Annotated in this window: 18 protein-coding genes and 1 riboswitch; all 18 genes read left to right on the forward strand. The window is 55.8% G+C overall.

What is annotated here, in order from left to right:
- The first annotated feature begins 194 nt into the window (after positions 1-194).
- The 18 genes from AB1805_01150 (at position 195) to AB1805_01235 (ending at position 14,516) form a co-directional block, all read left to right on the forward strand.
- Positions 195-914, forward strand: coding sequence for a flagellar hook basal-body protein (locus AB1805_01150; GenBank protein ID MEW5744032.1), 720 nt, complete (start codon positions 195-197; stop codon positions 912-914).
- 53 nt (positions 915-967) lie between these two features.
- Complete coding sequence (flgG, locus tag AB1805_01155) at positions 968-1,756, forward strand: flagellar basal-body rod protein FlgG (GenBank protein MEW5744033.1); 789 nt, start codon at positions 968-970, stop codon at positions 1,754-1,756.
- A 4-nt stretch (positions 1,757-1,760) separates the two neighbouring features.
- On the forward strand, positions 1,761-2,483 hold the full coding sequence (gene flgA, locus AB1805_01160) for a flagellar basal body P-ring formation chaperone FlgA (GenBank protein ID MEW5744034.1): 723 nt from the start codon (positions 1,761-1,763) through the stop codon (positions 2,481-2,483).
- 14 nt (positions 2,484-2,497) lie between these two features.
- Positions 2,498-3,241, forward strand: coding sequence for a flagellar basal body L-ring protein FlgH (locus tag AB1805_01165; GenBank protein MEW5744035.1), 744 nt, complete (start codon positions 2,498-2,500; stop codon positions 3,239-3,241).
- Between the two features lie 79 nt (positions 3,242-3,320).
- Positions 3,321-4,430, forward strand: a complete 1,110-nt coding sequence (locus AB1805_01170) for a flagellar basal body P-ring protein FlgI (protein ID MEW5744036.1) — start codon at positions 3,321-3,323, stop codon at positions 4,428-4,430.
- Positions 4,427-5,197 (forward strand): M23 family metallopeptidase, encoded by a 771-nt coding sequence (locus tag AB1805_01175; protein ID MEW5744037.1) that lies wholly within the window; start codon positions 4,427-4,429, stop codon positions 5,195-5,197. The genes AB1805_01170 and AB1805_01175 overlap by 4 nt, the downstream gene beginning before the upstream one ends.
- A gap of 62 nt (positions 5,198-5,259) precedes the next feature.
- Positions 5,260-5,559, forward strand: coding sequence for a flagellar biosynthesis anti-sigma factor FlgM (flgM, locus tag AB1805_01180; GenBank protein MEW5744038.1), 300 nt, complete (start codon positions 5,260-5,262; stop codon positions 5,557-5,559).
- Positions 5,543-5,980 (forward strand): flagellar protein FlgN, encoded by a 438-nt coding sequence (locus AB1805_01185; GenBank protein ID MEW5744039.1) that lies wholly within the window; start codon positions 5,543-5,545, stop codon positions 5,978-5,980. The genes flgM and AB1805_01185 overlap by 17 nt, the downstream gene beginning before the upstream one ends.
- 1 nt (position 5,981) lies before the next feature.
- Complete coding sequence (gene flgK, locus AB1805_01190; GenBank protein MEW5744040.1) at positions 5,982-8,057, forward strand: flagellar hook-associated protein FlgK; 2,076 nt, start codon at positions 5,982-5,984, stop codon at positions 8,055-8,057.
- A 2-nt stretch (positions 8,058-8,059) separates the two neighbouring features.
- Positions 8,060-9,511 (forward strand): flagellar hook-associated protein FlgL, encoded by a 1,452-nt coding sequence (gene flgL / locus AB1805_01195; GenBank protein MEW5744041.1) that lies wholly within the window; start codon positions 8,060-8,062, stop codon positions 9,509-9,511.
- Between the two features lie 19 nt (positions 9,512-9,530).
- Positions 9,531-9,752, forward strand: a complete 222-nt coding sequence (gene csrA / locus AB1805_01200; protein MEW5744042.1) for a carbon storage regulator CsrA — start codon at positions 9,531-9,533, stop codon at positions 9,750-9,752.
- Between the two features lie 19 nt (positions 9,753-9,771).
- The gene (locus AB1805_01205; GenBank protein ID MEW5744043.1) at positions 9,772-10,206 is read left to right on the forward strand and encodes a flagellar assembly protein FliW; all 435 of its coding nucleotides are present in this window, start codon (positions 9,772-9,774) and stop codon (positions 10,204-10,206) included.
- 132 nt (positions 10,207-10,338) lie between these two features.
- Positions 10,339-10,812: a transcription elongation factor GreA gene (gene greA, locus AB1805_01210; protein ID MEW5744044.1), complete on the forward strand. Its 474-nt coding sequence runs from the start codon at positions 10,339-10,341 to the stop codon at positions 10,810-10,812.
- Positions 10,805-11,587, forward strand: a complete 783-nt coding sequence (locus AB1805_01215; GenBank protein ID MEW5744045.1) for a dihydroorotate dehydrogenase electron transfer subunit — start codon at positions 10,805-10,807, stop codon at positions 11,585-11,587. The genes greA and AB1805_01215 overlap by 8 nt, the downstream gene beginning before the upstream one ends.
- Positions 11,581-12,504 carry a dihydroorotate dehydrogenase gene (locus AB1805_01220; GenBank protein MEW5744046.1) on the forward strand — a complete coding sequence of 308 codons (924 nt, stop codon included), beginning with the start codon at positions 11,581-11,583 and terminating at the stop codon, positions 12,502-12,504. The genes AB1805_01215 and AB1805_01220 overlap by 7 nt, the downstream gene beginning before the upstream one ends.
- Positions 12,505-12,518: 14 nt before the next feature.
- Entirely contained in the window at positions 12,519-13,304 is a 786-nt protein-coding gene (locus AB1805_01225) for an SAM-dependent chlorinase/fluorinase (GenBank protein MEW5744047.1), read from the forward strand.
- 69 nt (positions 13,305-13,373) lie between these two features.
- Positions 13,374-13,481: riboswitch (TPP riboswitch) on the forward strand.
- 64 nt (positions 13,482-13,545) lie between these two features.
- Positions 13,546-13,776 (forward strand): sulfur carrier protein ThiS, encoded by a 231-nt coding sequence (thiS, locus tag AB1805_01230; protein MEW5744048.1) that lies wholly within the window; start codon positions 13,546-13,548, stop codon positions 13,774-13,776.
- Entirely contained in the window at positions 13,746-14,516 is a 771-nt protein-coding gene (locus tag AB1805_01235) for a thiazole synthase (protein ID MEW5744049.1), read from the forward strand. Before thiS ends, AB1805_01235 begins: the two co-directional genes overlap by 31 nt.
- The last annotated feature ends 7 nt before the right edge of the window (positions 14,517-14,523 follow it).

Below are 14,523 nucleotides of genomic sequence, written 5' to 3' on the forward strand. Positions count from 1 at the left end.
ACCGCCCCCTTCCGCTGCGATGCATGCATGCCTGAGTGTAACTGTCCTGCAAGTCCTTGAACTCTCGTGATAAGCCGCGTTCAGAGCTGAAAAAGAAAACGATACCGCCGGATTCACCGTCATAACAGAAGAGCACTGCTTCTCTGGCATCAATATTGCTTTTTAGAGAGCAATTCAGAGAGGAGCGTGCCGGAATGTACAAAGGTTCTTATATAGCAATGACGGGAGCGGTGCTGAGACGTCAAGAACTGGACAACGTAGCCAATAATTTGGCAAACGCCAGTACGACCGGGTATAAGAAGACCTCGTTCTCTTCCCGCCTCTATCCTCTCATGGAAGGGACCTCACAGAGCCAGAGCTCCCTCTATCCCGATGCGCGGGCGATGAGCTATTACGGCGCCTACTCGATCGATACTTCGGAAGGCAACGTCAAGACCACCGGGAACCCCCTCGATATCGCCCTCAGGGGAGAGGGCTTTCTGGCTGTCCAGGGCGAGGGGGAGATACTCTATACGCGGAACGGCGCCCTGTCCATGGACAAGGAGGGATTCATCACGACCGGGAACGGGATGAAGGTACTCGATACGAACAACCGGCCCATACGGATCGAAGGCTCTTCCGTAACGATACATGCCGACGGTACCGTCTATGCTGATGCCAACCAGGCGGGCAGGCTGAAGCTGGTCGCCCTTGCCGGTATCCAGCACGCCGGCAACTCGCTCTTTTCGGGCAATGAGAACGGCGCTGCAAAGGCTGAAGTAGTGCAGGGAAGCATCGAGATGTCGAATGTGAACCCGGTGAGCGAGCTGGTCGGGCTCATCAGCGCACTGCGCGAGTACGAGGCTGCGCAGAAGATCATCCAGAATTTCCAGGACCTGTCGCAGAAGACGGTCTCCGAGCTCCCGAGGGTCTAAAGGATAGCGGAATAAAAGCAGTGCTCGAAGTTTTCGATAAAGGAGGCGTTTAGATGATTCGCTCACTCTTCACCGCAGCAACAGGCATGCAGGCCCAGCAGCTGAATGTGGATGTCATATCGAACAATATCGCCAACGTCAATACCGTCGGGTTCAAGCGGAGCCGGGCCGATTTCCAGGACCTCCTCTACCAGACGCTGAAGGCGCCGGGTGTCCCGTCTGCGGAAGGAATACAGGTCCCCTCCGGCATACAGGTGGGGCTCGGAGTGCGGCCGGTGGCGGTCCAGAAGCTCTTTACGCAGGGCGACTTCATCCCTACCGGCAATGATCTTGATCTCGTTATCGAGGGTGACGGCTTCTTCCAGGTGACGAGACCGGACGGCACGATCGCCTATACGAGGGCAGGGGCATTCAAGCTCGACCGGGACGGGAGGATCGTCAACTCCGACGGGTTTCCTATCGAACCTGCCATCACGATCCCGGCCGATACTACCAAGGTGACGGTCGGGTTCGACGGCCGCGTCACGGTCCTGCAGCCCGGCAACACCGCGCCGGTAGACATCGGCACGATCGAGATAGCCCGTTTTGTGAACCCCGCCGGACTCCAGGCTATCGGGAAGAACCTCTTCCTCGCCACCGATGCTTCAGGGGAAGCGATTATCGGCGCGCCGAGCGCCGAGGGCAGGGGAACGCTGAGCCAGGGGTTCCTCGAGAACTCGAATGTCAATGTCGTCGAGGAGCTCGCGAATCTGATCACCGCCCAGAGAGCGTTCGACCTCAACTCCAGGGCGATTCAAGCCTCTGACGAGATGCTCCAGACCACCTCGGGGCTGAAGCGGTAAGACGATGAAAAGAGCTATTCTTCATAATGCCTCGGCGCTGCTGATCTGCTTTGTCTTTTTGTTCGCGGCGGGTGGCGCACGCGCGGCAGGCAAGCCCGCGGTGCTGTCCGCCGTTGAAGAGCGCGTGCGCAACGAGCTGCTACAGACCCTGTCTCCCGATGTCGAGCTCATGAGTCTCAGGCTGGTCAGGGGAGGAGATGTCCTTGTGAATGAAAGGATATACTCGATAGCCGGTCTCTCGGTGAACGGATACAGCGGGAGGAACAGGATTACCTATCTCGTGTCGCTCATCGACGAGAAGGGCCGGACGGAGAGTATCACGGTCGAGGCATCCTACGATCTCCTCAAGGAGGTCCTGGTCGCCTCGAAGCGGCTTCCGGCCGGTACCCTCCTGAGCGGCGATGATTTTTATTCGGTGAGACAGAGGGGGTCCCGTCTGCCCGCGGGTGCGGTAACCGAGCGGAGCGAGGTGGAAGGCAAGATGCTCAAGACCGCTCTCGGCCAGGGAGTCGTCATAAAGGCCGATCACCTGACCTCCCAATTGACCGTAAAGCGGGGACAGAAAGTTGAAGTTGTTGTTGAAGGAGCCAGCGTAGTCGTCGCGACAAAAGGCATGTTGAGAAGCGATGCGGTGATCGGAGGCGGTGCTCGGGTCATGTGCGACATCTCGAAGAAGGAGATCAACGGTATCCTCATCTCGCCCCAGACCGTTAAGGTGAAGCTATGAAGGAGAAACGCTCAATGCTGCCTGTCACGTTGAAGAAAGAGGCCGGAACCGTCTCAAATATCAGGAGGAGTATGGTGCTGGTTACCGCTTCGGTAGCGGTGCTGGCAGCCTCTGCCGGATGCTCGGGGCTCAGGGAGGCCCGCGATATCAAGGATGCCCCCATGCCTCCCAAATATGTGGAGAGCAGGCAGAGAGAATTCCAGCCCTCGGAGGGCTCGCTCTGGAAAGACAGCGCCTCCCTTTTCGAGGACCGCAAGGCACGGAGAATCAACGATCTGGTGACGATACTGGTGACAGAGAGGACGACGGCATCCAAGACGGCGACGACCAATGCGAACCGCGAGTCCTCGGCAGATTATGCCATCACCCAGCTGCCGTCCGGCATGCGGATCAATAATCTTCCCCTGGTCAATGACCTGACCAACGGGGTGAGGGGAAACGGGACCTCTGATTTTGCCGGCAAGGGCGACACCTCGCGGGAAGGGAGAATGACGGCGACCATAACCGCCAAGGTGATCGAAGTCCTCCCCAACGACAATCTCGTGCTCGAGGCGCGCAAAGAGGTGGTCGTGAACAATGAAAAAGAGATCATCGTCTTCCGGGGAATCGTACGGCCCGATGATATCTCGCCGACCAATACGATCCTTTCCCAGAATGTGGCGGATGCGCAGATCTACCTCGTCGGCGACGGTGTTCTGAACGATAAGCAGTCCCAGGGATGGCTGGTGCGGCTCCTGGATCAGGTCTGGCCGTTCTAAAAATACGGAAAGGGTGATGCTCATGGCGCGTCAGATTAGATCATTGATAAAAAAAGATAAAGCTGATAAAACACCAATGTTGGTTACTTTATTCCTTGCCATAATCGGCGCCCTCATCATGCTCCCTGCATCGTATGGAACTTCTCATGCCGAAAGGATCAAGGATATCGCTACCTTTTCCGGGGTGAGGGAGAATGAGCTTTTCGGTTACGGCATCGTCGTCGGCCTCAACGGCACCGGGGATAAGGACGGCACCTATATATTCCAACCTTTTGCAAATATGCTTACGAAGATGGGAATCAGTGTCAATCCCGCTGATGTAAAAGGAAAGACGAAAAACGTTGCCGCGGTCATGGTGACGGCCAAGCTCCCCACCATGACCAAGCCCGGCTCGAAATTCGACGTCCAGGTGGCGTCCATCGGCGATGCCAAGAGCCTGCAGGGAGGAATGCTGGTGATGACCCCCCTGAAGGGGCCTGACGGCAATGTCTACGCCGTTGCCCAAGGGTCGGTCTCGATCGGCGGCTTCGTTGCGGGCGGAGGCGGCGCACAGACGATCAAGAACCATCCCAACTCCGGCGTGGTTCCGAACGGGGCGATCGTGGAGCGGGAGGTGCCGGTGCAGCTGAACCGCAAGAACAGGCTCGATGTTATGCTGATGACGCAGGACCTGACCACGGCAAAACGCATTGCAGACAGCATTAACGGGCAATTGCAGGGGAACTACGCCAAAGCCGAAGGTCCTTCGACGGTCGCCGTGAATGTACCGGAATCGTATACCGATAAGGTTGTAGACCTTATGTCTGCTATCGAATTGATCACTGTGGATGTCGATGTGCCGGCGCGGGTAGTCATTAATGAGCGTACCGGTACGGTCGTCATCGGCGAGAATGTCACTATCAGCCCTGTCGCCCTGGCCCACGGCGGGCTTACTATTGAAATAAAAACCGAATTCCAGGTATCCCAGCCTCCTCCCTTTGCACCCGGGAGCGCAGAGACCGTCGTTGTTCCGAAGCAGGAGACCAAGGTCGAAGAGAAGAAGGCCGCTCTTGTCGAGGTCAAGGGAGCGACGATAGGCGAGCTGGTCAAGGCCCTCAATGCCCTGGGCATCACGCCGAAGGACCTCGTCGCGATCCTGCAGGCGATCAAGACTTCGGGAAGTCTCAAGGCGGAACTGGTGATAATGTGAAACCGATTGACAATATGACCAACAATATGGCAAAAGAACTGTCGTCTCCACAAAAGGGCGGGCAGGCCCCTGATCAGAAGGCGTTTGCCAGGGAGGTCGAGACCGTCTTCTTGAACGAATTTCTGAAGATCATGATGGAACAGACCTCATTCGGCAAGGACAAGGTCATCTCGTCGTTTATGCCCTTAATCACCACCGAGATCGCCCGGTCTTTGGCAGAGCGTGGAATGGGCATAGGAGACTTTATCAGCAAAGGAGCAGAAATAAAAGGGACGTCTGAAGCATTCCCGCTTCCCGAAAGCAGTACTTTAACAAATCGTGGCCGTACGGAGAACGATGTGCCGGGTGACAACGGCAATCCTGCTCCGGACTCTGAACGTAACGTTATACTCAGGCTTCCTGTAGAAGGGAGGATATCGTCCGGCTTCGGGCTGAGGCATGACCCGATCGACGGCAGACTGCGACCCCATCACGGTATGGATATCGCGGTACCTGAAGGGACCCCGGTTGCTGCCGCTGCGTCTGGAATTGTAATATTCAGCGGATATTCAAATACTTATGGAAACTGTATTATAGTGAAACATGAAGACGGTCGTACTACCCTCTATGCGCACAACGCGGTCAACAGGGTGAAGGCAGGAGATTCGATAAAAGCCGACGATATTATTGCACTTTCAGGATCAACGGGGAAATCTACAGGACCCCACCTGCACTTCGAGGTGCGGAAAGACGGAGTACCGATAAACCCGATGGGGGAGATAGGCTAATGTTTTTTTAGAATCCTCCGATATAATGTAATAAGGACATGTATACAAACGATAAGGAGGATATGACCATGAGGATTAACGACAAGATCGACAATGTAGGTGGAGTACAGAGGCCGGATATTCCCCGGGAAAAAGCGGCGGTTGAGAAGCCCGAGGCGGCGGCAAAGACCGATCAGGTGACCTTCTCCGAGAAGGCGAAGGAGATCGCGAAGCTTCAGGCCGAGGCCGGCACTGTTCCCGAGATCAGGGCCGATCGGGTTGAAGAGGTTAAAAAAGCTATCACTTCAGGGACGTACACGGTAAAAGGTGAAGCGGTAGCAGGGAAATTGCTGAAGGAGGCTATCATTGACTCACTTGTATGACGAGCTGATCGGTGTTCTCGAGAAAGAGTTTGCGTTATGCACCAGTCTCGTGGAGCTGCTGCAGAGAGAGAAAGAGGTGATCGTCAAACTCGATCCGGGCGCCCTTGAGCAGCTGCTCACCGAAAAAGAAGTGCTCACGACCAGTATTCGCGCGTGCGACGAGGCTCGTGAGCGGATACTCGATACCTTGCAGCTGAAGAACAAGACCCTCTCCGAGGTCGCCGCCTCTGCGGGCGAGCTTTACCGGGACAGGCTCGCCGACCTCTCGACGAAGTTTACGTCCATTATCGAAAGCATAACGGAGCTCAATGCTTTCAATAGCAAGCTTATCGAAAAGTCCCTTCACTACATAAAAACATCGTACAGATTTTTGAATACCTTCGATGTAGACGTCCGTCAAAAAGTTTCTCTGGAGGCGTGATATGTCCATACTCGGTGTTTTCGACATCGGAAAGACCGCGATGTACGTGACGAGGAAATCCCTCGATACGACGGCCCATAACGTTGCCAACATCAATACTCCCGGCTATACGAGACAGGAGCTCCTGCTCGAAAACGTCCCTTCGGGAGCCTTCTCGAGCACGGGATTGAGCGGTCGCGGTGTCAAGACCACCGGGGTAACACGGCTCTACGACTCCTTCGTGTCGCTCCAGATAAAGACCGAGAAGTCGAATCTCGCCTACTGGGAGGCCTATGAGCAGGGCATTCTCAAGATCGAGAACGTCTTCAACGAGGCGTCCGAATCAGGCCTCTCTACAGCGATGACCGATTTTTTCAATGCCTGGCAGGAGCTCGCCAATAATCCCGAAGGATATGCGGAAAGATCCCTGCTCATCAAAAAGGCCGAGTACCTCGCCTCGCGGGTGAACAGGGCCGCTGCCACGCTCGACGAGGAGCGCAACGAGCTGGTGAAGAGCAGCGAGTTCCTGGTCGACGAGGTGAACACCATAACGGCCAAGATAGCCGACCTGAATGAGAAGATATCCGCCTCCCCCGGCGCCCTCGATCTTATGGACCAGCGGGACAGCCTGGTGGAGCGGCTGAACGAGATCGTGAAGGTAACCACCTTCGAAGATAACGTAGGCCGGTACTCGGTCATGATCAGCGGCGTTCCTCTGGTGGACGGAGCCCGTGTATTTCAAATGGATACGAGCATCGATTTAAATAACGACCTGCATTTTTATGTCAATTTCACCTCTCCTACGGGAGCGCTTGTCGAATCCCGGGAGATATCGCAGTACATTACGGGCGGCGAGCTCAAAGCGAACTACTACTTGAGAGACACGCAAATACCCGAATATATAAACAAAATGAATGTCCTTGCCCTGAACCTCTCCGATGCGGTCAACTATTACCACCGCCAGGGATACGGCGCGGACGGCTCGACAGGGAACAATTTTTTCAATCAGCTCTACACCGCGACAGAAACAGACGCTGGTGCTCCCAACAGCGCCTCGGTGACCTCGATGAAGGTGACCAATGATACGGTTTTTAATTACCATCAATACCGTATCACGTACGATAATACATTGCTGCCGGCGCCGCCTTTTGTCGTGCAGGATATAACCGACGGTACTACGTTAGCGGCCTACAATGCGGTTACTAACCCTTACGGAGTCCAGGTCAGCACCACAACAGCGGGGAGCACTACGTATACGGATATCTCGTTCAACGGGATGACGGTAAGGATCAGCGACCAGGGCAGCACCCTGAGCAACGGCGATTCGTTCGATGTTCAACTGAACGCGAATGCCGCCCTCGAGATCGGCGTCACGCTGGTAGAGCCTCAGAAGATAGCGGCAGCCCAGGGCGAGGTGGTCACGGTCGACGACACGAACAACAGCATCAGGTTCAGCGAGAACGGCGGAACGAGCTTTGTTACGGCAACGATACCGTCCGGAAATTATACGAGATCGCAGCTCGCCGCGGTATTGCAGCAGGCGCTCCAGGGCGCTGACAGCGGAACGAACTTCCTCTACGATGTTACGTATAACGCTGCGACGAGGAAATATACCGTAACCAATGCAGATACGCTCGGTGCAAATGACAACCCCAATGCCATCGTGCTCGATTGGACGAATACCGCGTCGACGGCGAGAGGATTGTTCGGCTTTACCTCGAATTCGACCATCAGTGCCGCGGGCTCGGATATAAGCGACAATGCGGTCTATCCGGTCCTCCCCGGAGATAACAGGAATGCAAAGGCGATTGCCGGCCTCGCCAACCAGGCCGTGGTCGCCGGAAGGAAGCCCATAGATTTCTATCGTGAAATTGTCTCCGACGTAGGGGTCGAGTCGTTATCGGCGAAGGACAGCCAGAAGTTCCAGAGAGCGCTTGTTGATGAGCTCGAGGGCAGGAGACAGCAGATTTCGGGCATAAGCCTCGATGAAGAGGCGGCCAATCTCATAAAGTACCAGAAGTCTTTCGAAGCCGCAGCCAAGATGATCGGTATTGCCGACGAGCTCCTTGAAGTCCTGTTGGGGATGACCGGGAGGTAGCCATGAAGATCACGATGAAGATGTTCTATGACCGTTTCCTTTCCGGCATCCAGCGGAATATGAATGCTGTGATAAGGGACAGCGAGCAGCTCTCGACAGGCCGGCGGATCAGCAAGCCGTCCGACGACCCTACGGCGATGTCGAGGATCGTGAACTATAATGTGCTCCTCTCATCCACCGGCGAGTACATGAGGGCGATCACGGCGGCAAAGAGCCCGCTCGAGGCCTTCGACGCATCTTTTGTAACCCTCACCGATAACTTGACGAGGGCCACCGAGCTCGCCCTGAACGGCGCCAATGGCACCATGGACGCCCGGTCCCGGCAGATGATCGCAAAAGAGATCGACGGACTGATTGAGAGTTCCGTAGGCATTGCAAACACGAAAATCGGCGACCGGTACATATTCTCCGGCTTCCAGTCGGATACCGCGCCGATCAATACCACGACACGCGAATTCATCTCGGATATGAATGCGCTCGAAATAGACATCGGTGTCAACGCGAAGATGAGGCTGAATATCTCGGCCGGCGATCTCTTCAGCTTTAAACGAAACAGCACTGCCGATTCTCAAAATGCCATACTGCCGCCGTATAATTGGACTAATAGCGGAACCATAACTATCCCTGATGCTGATCCCATTTCCGCCCTTTACACGTCCTCCGGTGTGTTTACCAATCCGGCAGCTGACGTTCTTTCGGCAAATGGCGGGACGCTGACCATAACCCTCGGGGATAACGACGCATCACCAGTAACGGTTGCCATCGGCGCAGCTCAGGACGCCGATCTCAGTGGTGATTACAGCCTGAATGAAGTGCGGAACGCCATCAACGGACAGGCAGGGTCGAAAGTAAAGGCAGAGGTTGTCAATTTCAATACAACCGGCAACCCCGCAAATGATGATTACCGGATTGTCATTGCGTCGGTCCCTGCGGGAAACTCGGAAAAGATTAAGATTCAGGTTGCCTCTGCTGATGCTGCGGGGACCGGCCTTTACCGGCTCGGTTATGATCCCACCGGATCGCAATCGATGGTTCTGGGGACCGATATCACCAATTACAATTATATTACCGATCCGACTAACGCAAACTACTACAGTTTCAATAATAATTACCTGAACGAGAATTACCTTTTAAGAGCACTGCACTTTCTGAAGACCGCGCTTGAGGCCAACGATACCGGAAGAGTACAGAAGTCGCTTGGATATCTGAATAGCATATCGGACAAGCTTTCCCAGATGACGGCCGAGGTAGGTGCGCGCCTGAACAAGCTGGATGCCGAGGAAAGGTATCACGATGACAGGGAGTATAATGTAAGGACCTATCTTTCCAGTGAACAGGATACGGATATGGCGAAAGTGATAACCGATATGGCCCAGCGGCAGACTGCGCTCGAAAGCCTCAGGACTGTTTCGACTGATTTTATGCGCACGAGCCTTTTCGATTTCCTGCGATGATGTCCGAGATGAGGATCCAATGCTTGTTTTAACCCGTAAGGCCGGACAGACGATAAATATAGGGGATACCATCTCGATCAAGATAGTGGAGATCGGCAACGGCTACGTCAAGCTCGGGATCGAGGCGCCAAAAGAGCTGCCCATCTACCGTGAGGAGCTGTACGAAAAGCTGAAACAGTTGAATAAAGAGGCGGTGCACATGGATATTGATAAACTCAAGGACTTTTTAGGGTTGAAATAAGGAGCAGGAGCAGAATGGCATGAAGCTAAAGACGACTCGATTTGGTGAAATAGACGTCGATGAGGGGAGGGTCATTACGTTTCCTCTGGGCGTTCCGGGTTTCCCTGAACTGAAGCGGTACGTTCTTGTCGAATATAAGGAGCCGGTGAAGTGGCTGCAGTCAGCGGACGACCCCGATGTGGCGTTTATCGTAACCGATCCCTTCGTTATTTTCCCTGACTATTCGATTACCATAGATGATGAGACCGAGAGTTACCTCGGGATAAGGGAGTCCAAAGATGTCGTGACGCTCACTATTCTTACCGTCGGTAATAATGCTATCACCGCTAATTTGAAGGCCCCGATAATCGTAAACAGCGCCACGCTCAAAGCGGTACAGGTACTGCTTGAGGATGAGCGGTATTCATTCAGAGCTCCTCTCCCGCCACTTCCCAAAACAACAGAAACACCTTAGTCAGGGCGATATGCCTGCGCTGCAAGGCGCCATCGAAGCTGATCTGCTTTTTGAAAAAATCCTGCGGACGTGTTATTTTAATATCATTAAAAAAACAAGGGCAGTTGTTTTGCAAGGAGGTTCTGTACCGTAATGAGCCGCGTGCCGATGACCCCCGAGGGCTACCAGAAGCTGAAAGACGAGCTCGAGCGGCTGTTGAAGGTCGAGCGGCCGAAGAATATCCAGGACATTGCCGAAGCCCGTGCGCACGGCGACCTGTCGGAAAATGCCGAGTACCATGCTGCGAAGGAGCGGCAGTCGTTCATAGAAGGCCGCATTCAGGAGCTCCAGGGAAAGCTGGCCCTGGCCGATGTCATCGATCCTGCCAGGATAAACCAGTCGCGTATCGCCTTCGGCGCCACGGTGAAGGTGCTCGATGTCGAGGCCGACACCGAGTACGAGTTCGTTCTGGTCGGCCCCGATGAGGCGGACGTCAAGAGCGGCAAGATATCGATCAGCTCTCCGGTCGGCAGGGCGCTGATCGGCAAAGAGGTCGGCGATGTCGCTATGGTCAAGGCCCCGGCCAGGACCATCGAATACGAAATCGTAGAGATCAACTTTGTCTAGCGCAGCGCCCGTATCGCGATCCTTCAGAGCGGAGATCGTCGAGAACAGCTCCCGGGGGAACTCCTTCAAGCTTTTGGCGGTAACGCCGCTCACCGGGACCATCTCGCCAGAACCCGGGCAGTTCTATATGCTCCAGGCTGCGGACAGCTACGATCCTCTCCTGAAGCGCCCCTTCAGCATTTTCGAGAGCGCGGGCGAGCAGCTGAAATTCCTCTATCGCATACGGGGAAAAGGGACGCTGTCGCTCTCCCGCCTCAAAGAAGGCGCGCGCATCACTATAATAGGCCCCCTGGGAAACAGCTATCCCGATCCGCAGGGCGATTTCATCGCTGTTGCCGGGGGGGTAGGCATAGCCTCGCTCTTTCCTCTCCTGAGTAAACATGCAGGGAAAGCGCATCTTTTTTATGGGGCGAGGAACAGCGATGAGCTGGTCTTCGCGACGGAATCGGGAACGCTGGTAAAGGGCATATCGATAGCTACCGATGATGGCTCTGCGGGAGAGAAAGGCTTCATAACAGAGCACCTGCGGCACTGCCTGGGTGCTCTGCCCGGCCCCGCTCATCGTCTTCCGGTCTACGCCTGCGGACCCACCCCCATGCTTAAGGCGGTGGCCCAAATGGCACATGAGAGAGGACTGTCCTGCTACGTCTCGCTCGAGGAGCATATGGCCTGCGGCATCGGCGCGTGTCTCGGCTGCATGGTGAAGACCGTATCGGGGCAGAAGAGGGTCTGCAAAGAGGGGCCCGTATTCGAGGCCGGGGACGTTGTATGGTGAACCTTTCCGTCAAGATCGGCTCGTTGGCGCTGAAGAACCCGGTGATGACCGCATCGGGCACCTTCGGGTACGGCGAGGAGTACGCCGAGTTTTTCGATCTGAACGAGCTGGGCGCCATTGTGGTCAAAGGGCTCTCGGTCACTCCGCGCCAGGGGAATCCGACTCCCCGGATCGTCGAGACCCCTGCAGGGATGCTCAATGCCATAGGCCTCCAGAATATCGGGATCAAAGCGTTCATTCAGGATAAGCTTCCCTTTCTGCGCCGGTTCGCCACGCCCGTCATCGCCAACTTCTTCGGAGATACGATCAATGAATACGTGCGGGCTGCCGAAGAGCTCAGTGCCGCCGGAGGCGTGCACGCACTCGAGATGAACATCTCCTGCCCCAACAAGCAGGCCGGCTGGATCGTCTTCGGCACCGATCCGAAGACCATGGAGCAGGTGGTCAGCGCAGTGAGAAAGACGACCTCGCTGCCGTTGATCGTGAAGCTTTCTCCCAATGTAACCGATATCGGCTGCATGGCGAGGGTTGCCGAGCAGTGCGGCGCGGATGCAGTATCCGTCATCAACACCCTTACCGGGATGGTGGTGGATATAAAAAAGAGGAGGCCGGTGCTCGCCAATGCCACGGGCGGGCTGTCGGGCCCGGCTATTCGTCCCATTGCGGTGCGCATGGTCTGGGAGGTGTACAAAGCGGTCAAGATTCCGGTAATCGGCATGGGAGGGATCATGACTGCCCGGGATGCCCTGGAGTTCTTCATCGCGGGGGCGCGGGCCATTGCCGTCGGCACCGCGAACTTCATCAATCCTGTCGCCCCTGTCGAGATCCGCAACGGCATCGCCGAATTCCTCCGGGAAGAGGGCCTCTCCGACATCAATGATATCGTCGGCAGCCTTTCGATAACGCCTAAAACGTAGCCTCAGAAGGTCTCATGAGCGATGACCGCATCATAACGCTGACCACCGACTTCGGCCTCAAAGACCCCTTTGTCGGCGAGATGAAGGGAGCGGTCCTGACGATCCACCGGCCGGCCATTCTTGTGGATATCACTCACGAAATCACCTCGCACGACATACGTGAGGGCGCCTTTGTGATCGGCAGCAGCTACCGTTATTTTCCGTCCGGGACGATTCATGTCGCCGTTGTCGATCCCGGTGTCGGCTCCGAACGGAGGCCGATCATCGTCGAGGCTGATGGCCATTGCTTTGTGGGACCCGACAACGGGATATTCTCATTCCCCCTTTCTCTCTTCCCTGACGCCAGGGTGTTTCATAGTACGGAGGAGCGTTATATGCTCGCACAAGAGAGCCCGACCTTCCAGGGGCGGGATATCTTTGCCCCGGTCGCAGCGTGGCTGGCGAAAGGTACGAAGGTCGAGGAGCTCGGTCCCCGGATCAATGACCCGGAGGTCTTCTCCCTCCCGCTGCCCCGCATCGAAGGGGAAACCGTAACAGGAGAAGTGATAAGCATCGACAAGTTCGGCAATGCCATTACTACTATAACGAAAAACGATCTCTCCTCGTTCGGCGACCGGTACAGCGCAGCGCTCAATGGTACGCCGGTATCGCCGCTGAAGTACTACGGCGAGGCACGGGACCGTAATCTCCACTGCCTCATCAACAGCTCGGGATACCTCGAGCTCTTCGTGGCCCTCGGGAGCGCAGCCGCGCTCTTCTCTATCAAGAGAGGCGATCGTGTCGTGGTCCGTCCGGGATAACGCGCCCGTCTCCCTCTATCCCTTTGTAAACATTTGATTGACAACGGACGCGAGGGTATTCTATGCTTTAACTATCCCTGGGGGAGGCTTCAGGCCTGAGAGTTTCCGGATTGCTGGGAAGACCCCTACAACCTGATCCAGGTAATTCTGGCGGAGGGAGTGGGAATACTGCGATAGACGATAACCGAGCGTCCTCTATTCCTGACCAGGGATAGAGGATTTTTGTTTGAGGAGACTGACGATGAGAGTGACCATCAACGGTGAGGCGCAAGAGACAGCAGCGACGACCGTAGCCGGACTGCTCAGGGAGCTCAAGGTCGCTCCCGAGAGGGTCGCCGTCGAGGTGAACCTCACGATCGTCAAGAGAGCCGATTTCGAGCAGTATACGCTCAATGAGGGCGATACCGTAGAGATAGTGAATTTCGTCGGAGGTGGAGGAGCATGGGAGATGCACTGGTTATCAAGGGTATAGAGTTCAGGTCGCGGCTCTGGGTCGGCACCGGCAAGTACAAGGACTTCGATGAGACGAAGCGCGCTGTCGAGGCCTCGGGCGCCGATGTCGTGACCGTTGCGGTGCGGCGGGTCAATATAACGGACCGGAAGTCCGAGAACCTGCTCGATTACATCGATCCCAAGAAGTACAAGATACTTCCCAATACCGCCGGATGCTATACGGTCGAGGACGCGCTCCGCTATTCACGGCTCGCGCGCGAGGCAGGCGTTTCGGATATGATCAAGCTCGAGGTGATCGGCGATGAAAAGACGCTCTTTCCCGATACCATAGGCCTCCTGAAGGCGACGGAGATCCTCGCGAAGGAGGGCTTCATCGTATTCCCGTATACGAACGACGACCCGATCATGGCGAAGCGCCTGGAAGACGCCGGTGCTGCGGCGGTTATGCCGCTCGGCGCTCCTATCGGCTCGGGACTCGGCCTGCGCAATCCTTACAATATAAAGATCATTCTCGAGTTTTCGAAGGTGCCGGTCATCGTCGATGCCGGTGTCGGGACAGCGTCGGATGCGACGATCGCCATGGAGCTCGGCTGCGATGCGGTGCTCATCAATACCGCAATTGCAAGCGCGAAGGATCCCATCACCATGGCAGAGGCGATGAAACACGCCACCCTTGCGGGGCGGCTGGCCTACAGAGCAGGCCGCATCGGCAAGAAGCTCTATGCAACGGCGAGCAGCCCTCTCGAAGGGATGCTCTAAGAGTCGC

It is taken from the genome of Nitrospirota bacterium (assembly GCA_040752355.1).
Lineage (GTDB): Bacteria > Nitrospirota > Thermodesulfovibrionia > Thermodesulfovibrionales > Dissulfurispiraceae > JBFMCP01.

Excerpts from the sequence above, each read along its gene's own strand:
- AB1805_01150 (MEW5744032.1), top strand. The coding sequence starts at position 195 with ATGTACAAAGGTTCTTATATAGCAATGACGGGAGCGGTGCTGAGACGT.
- flgG (MEW5744033.1), top strand. The coding sequence starts at position 968 with ATGATTCGCTCACTCTTCACCGCAGCAACAGGCATGCAGGCCCAGCAG.
- flgA (MEW5744034.1), top strand. The coding sequence starts at position 1,761 with ATGAAAAGAGCTATTCTTCATAATGCCTCGGCGCTGCTGATCTGCTTT.
- AB1805_01165 (MEW5744035.1), top strand. The coding sequence starts at position 2,498 with ATGCTGCCTGTCACGTTGAAGAAAGAGGCCGGAACCGTCTCAAATATC.
- flgM (MEW5744038.1), top strand. The coding sequence starts at position 5,260 with ATGACCATGAGGATTAACGACAAGATCGACAATGTAGGTGGAGTACAG.
- flgK (MEW5744040.1), top strand. The coding sequence starts at position 5,982 with ATGTCCATACTCGGTGTTTTCGACATCGGAAAGACCGCGATGTACGTG.
- flgL (MEW5744041.1), top strand. The coding sequence starts at position 8,060 with ATGAAGATCACGATGAAGATGTTCTATGACCGTTTCCTTTCCGGCATC.
- csrA (MEW5744042.1), top strand. The coding sequence starts at position 9,531 with ATGCTTGTTTTAACCCGTAAGGCCGGACAGACGATAAATATAGGGGAT.
- AB1805_01205 (MEW5744043.1), top strand. The coding sequence starts at position 9,772 with ATGAAGCTAAAGACGACTCGATTTGGTGAAATAGACGTCGATGAGGGG.
- greA (MEW5744044.1), top strand. The coding sequence starts at position 10,339 with ATGAGCCGCGTGCCGATGACCCCCGAGGGCTACCAGAAGCTGAAAGAC.
- AB1805_01220 (MEW5744046.1), top strand. The coding sequence starts at position 11,581 with ATGGTGAACCTTTCCGTCAAGATCGGCTCGTTGGCGCTGAAGAACCCG.
- AB1805_01225 (MEW5744047.1), top strand. The coding sequence starts at position 12,519 with ATGAGCGATGACCGCATCATAACGCTGACCACCGACTTCGGCCTCAAA.
- thiS (MEW5744048.1), top strand. The coding sequence starts at position 13,546 with ATGAGAGTGACCATCAACGGTGAGGCGCAAGAGACAGCAGCGACGACC.
- AB1805_01235 (MEW5744049.1), top strand. The coding sequence starts at position 13,746 with ATGGGAGATGCACTGGTTATCAAGGGTATAGAGTTCAGGTCGCGGCTC.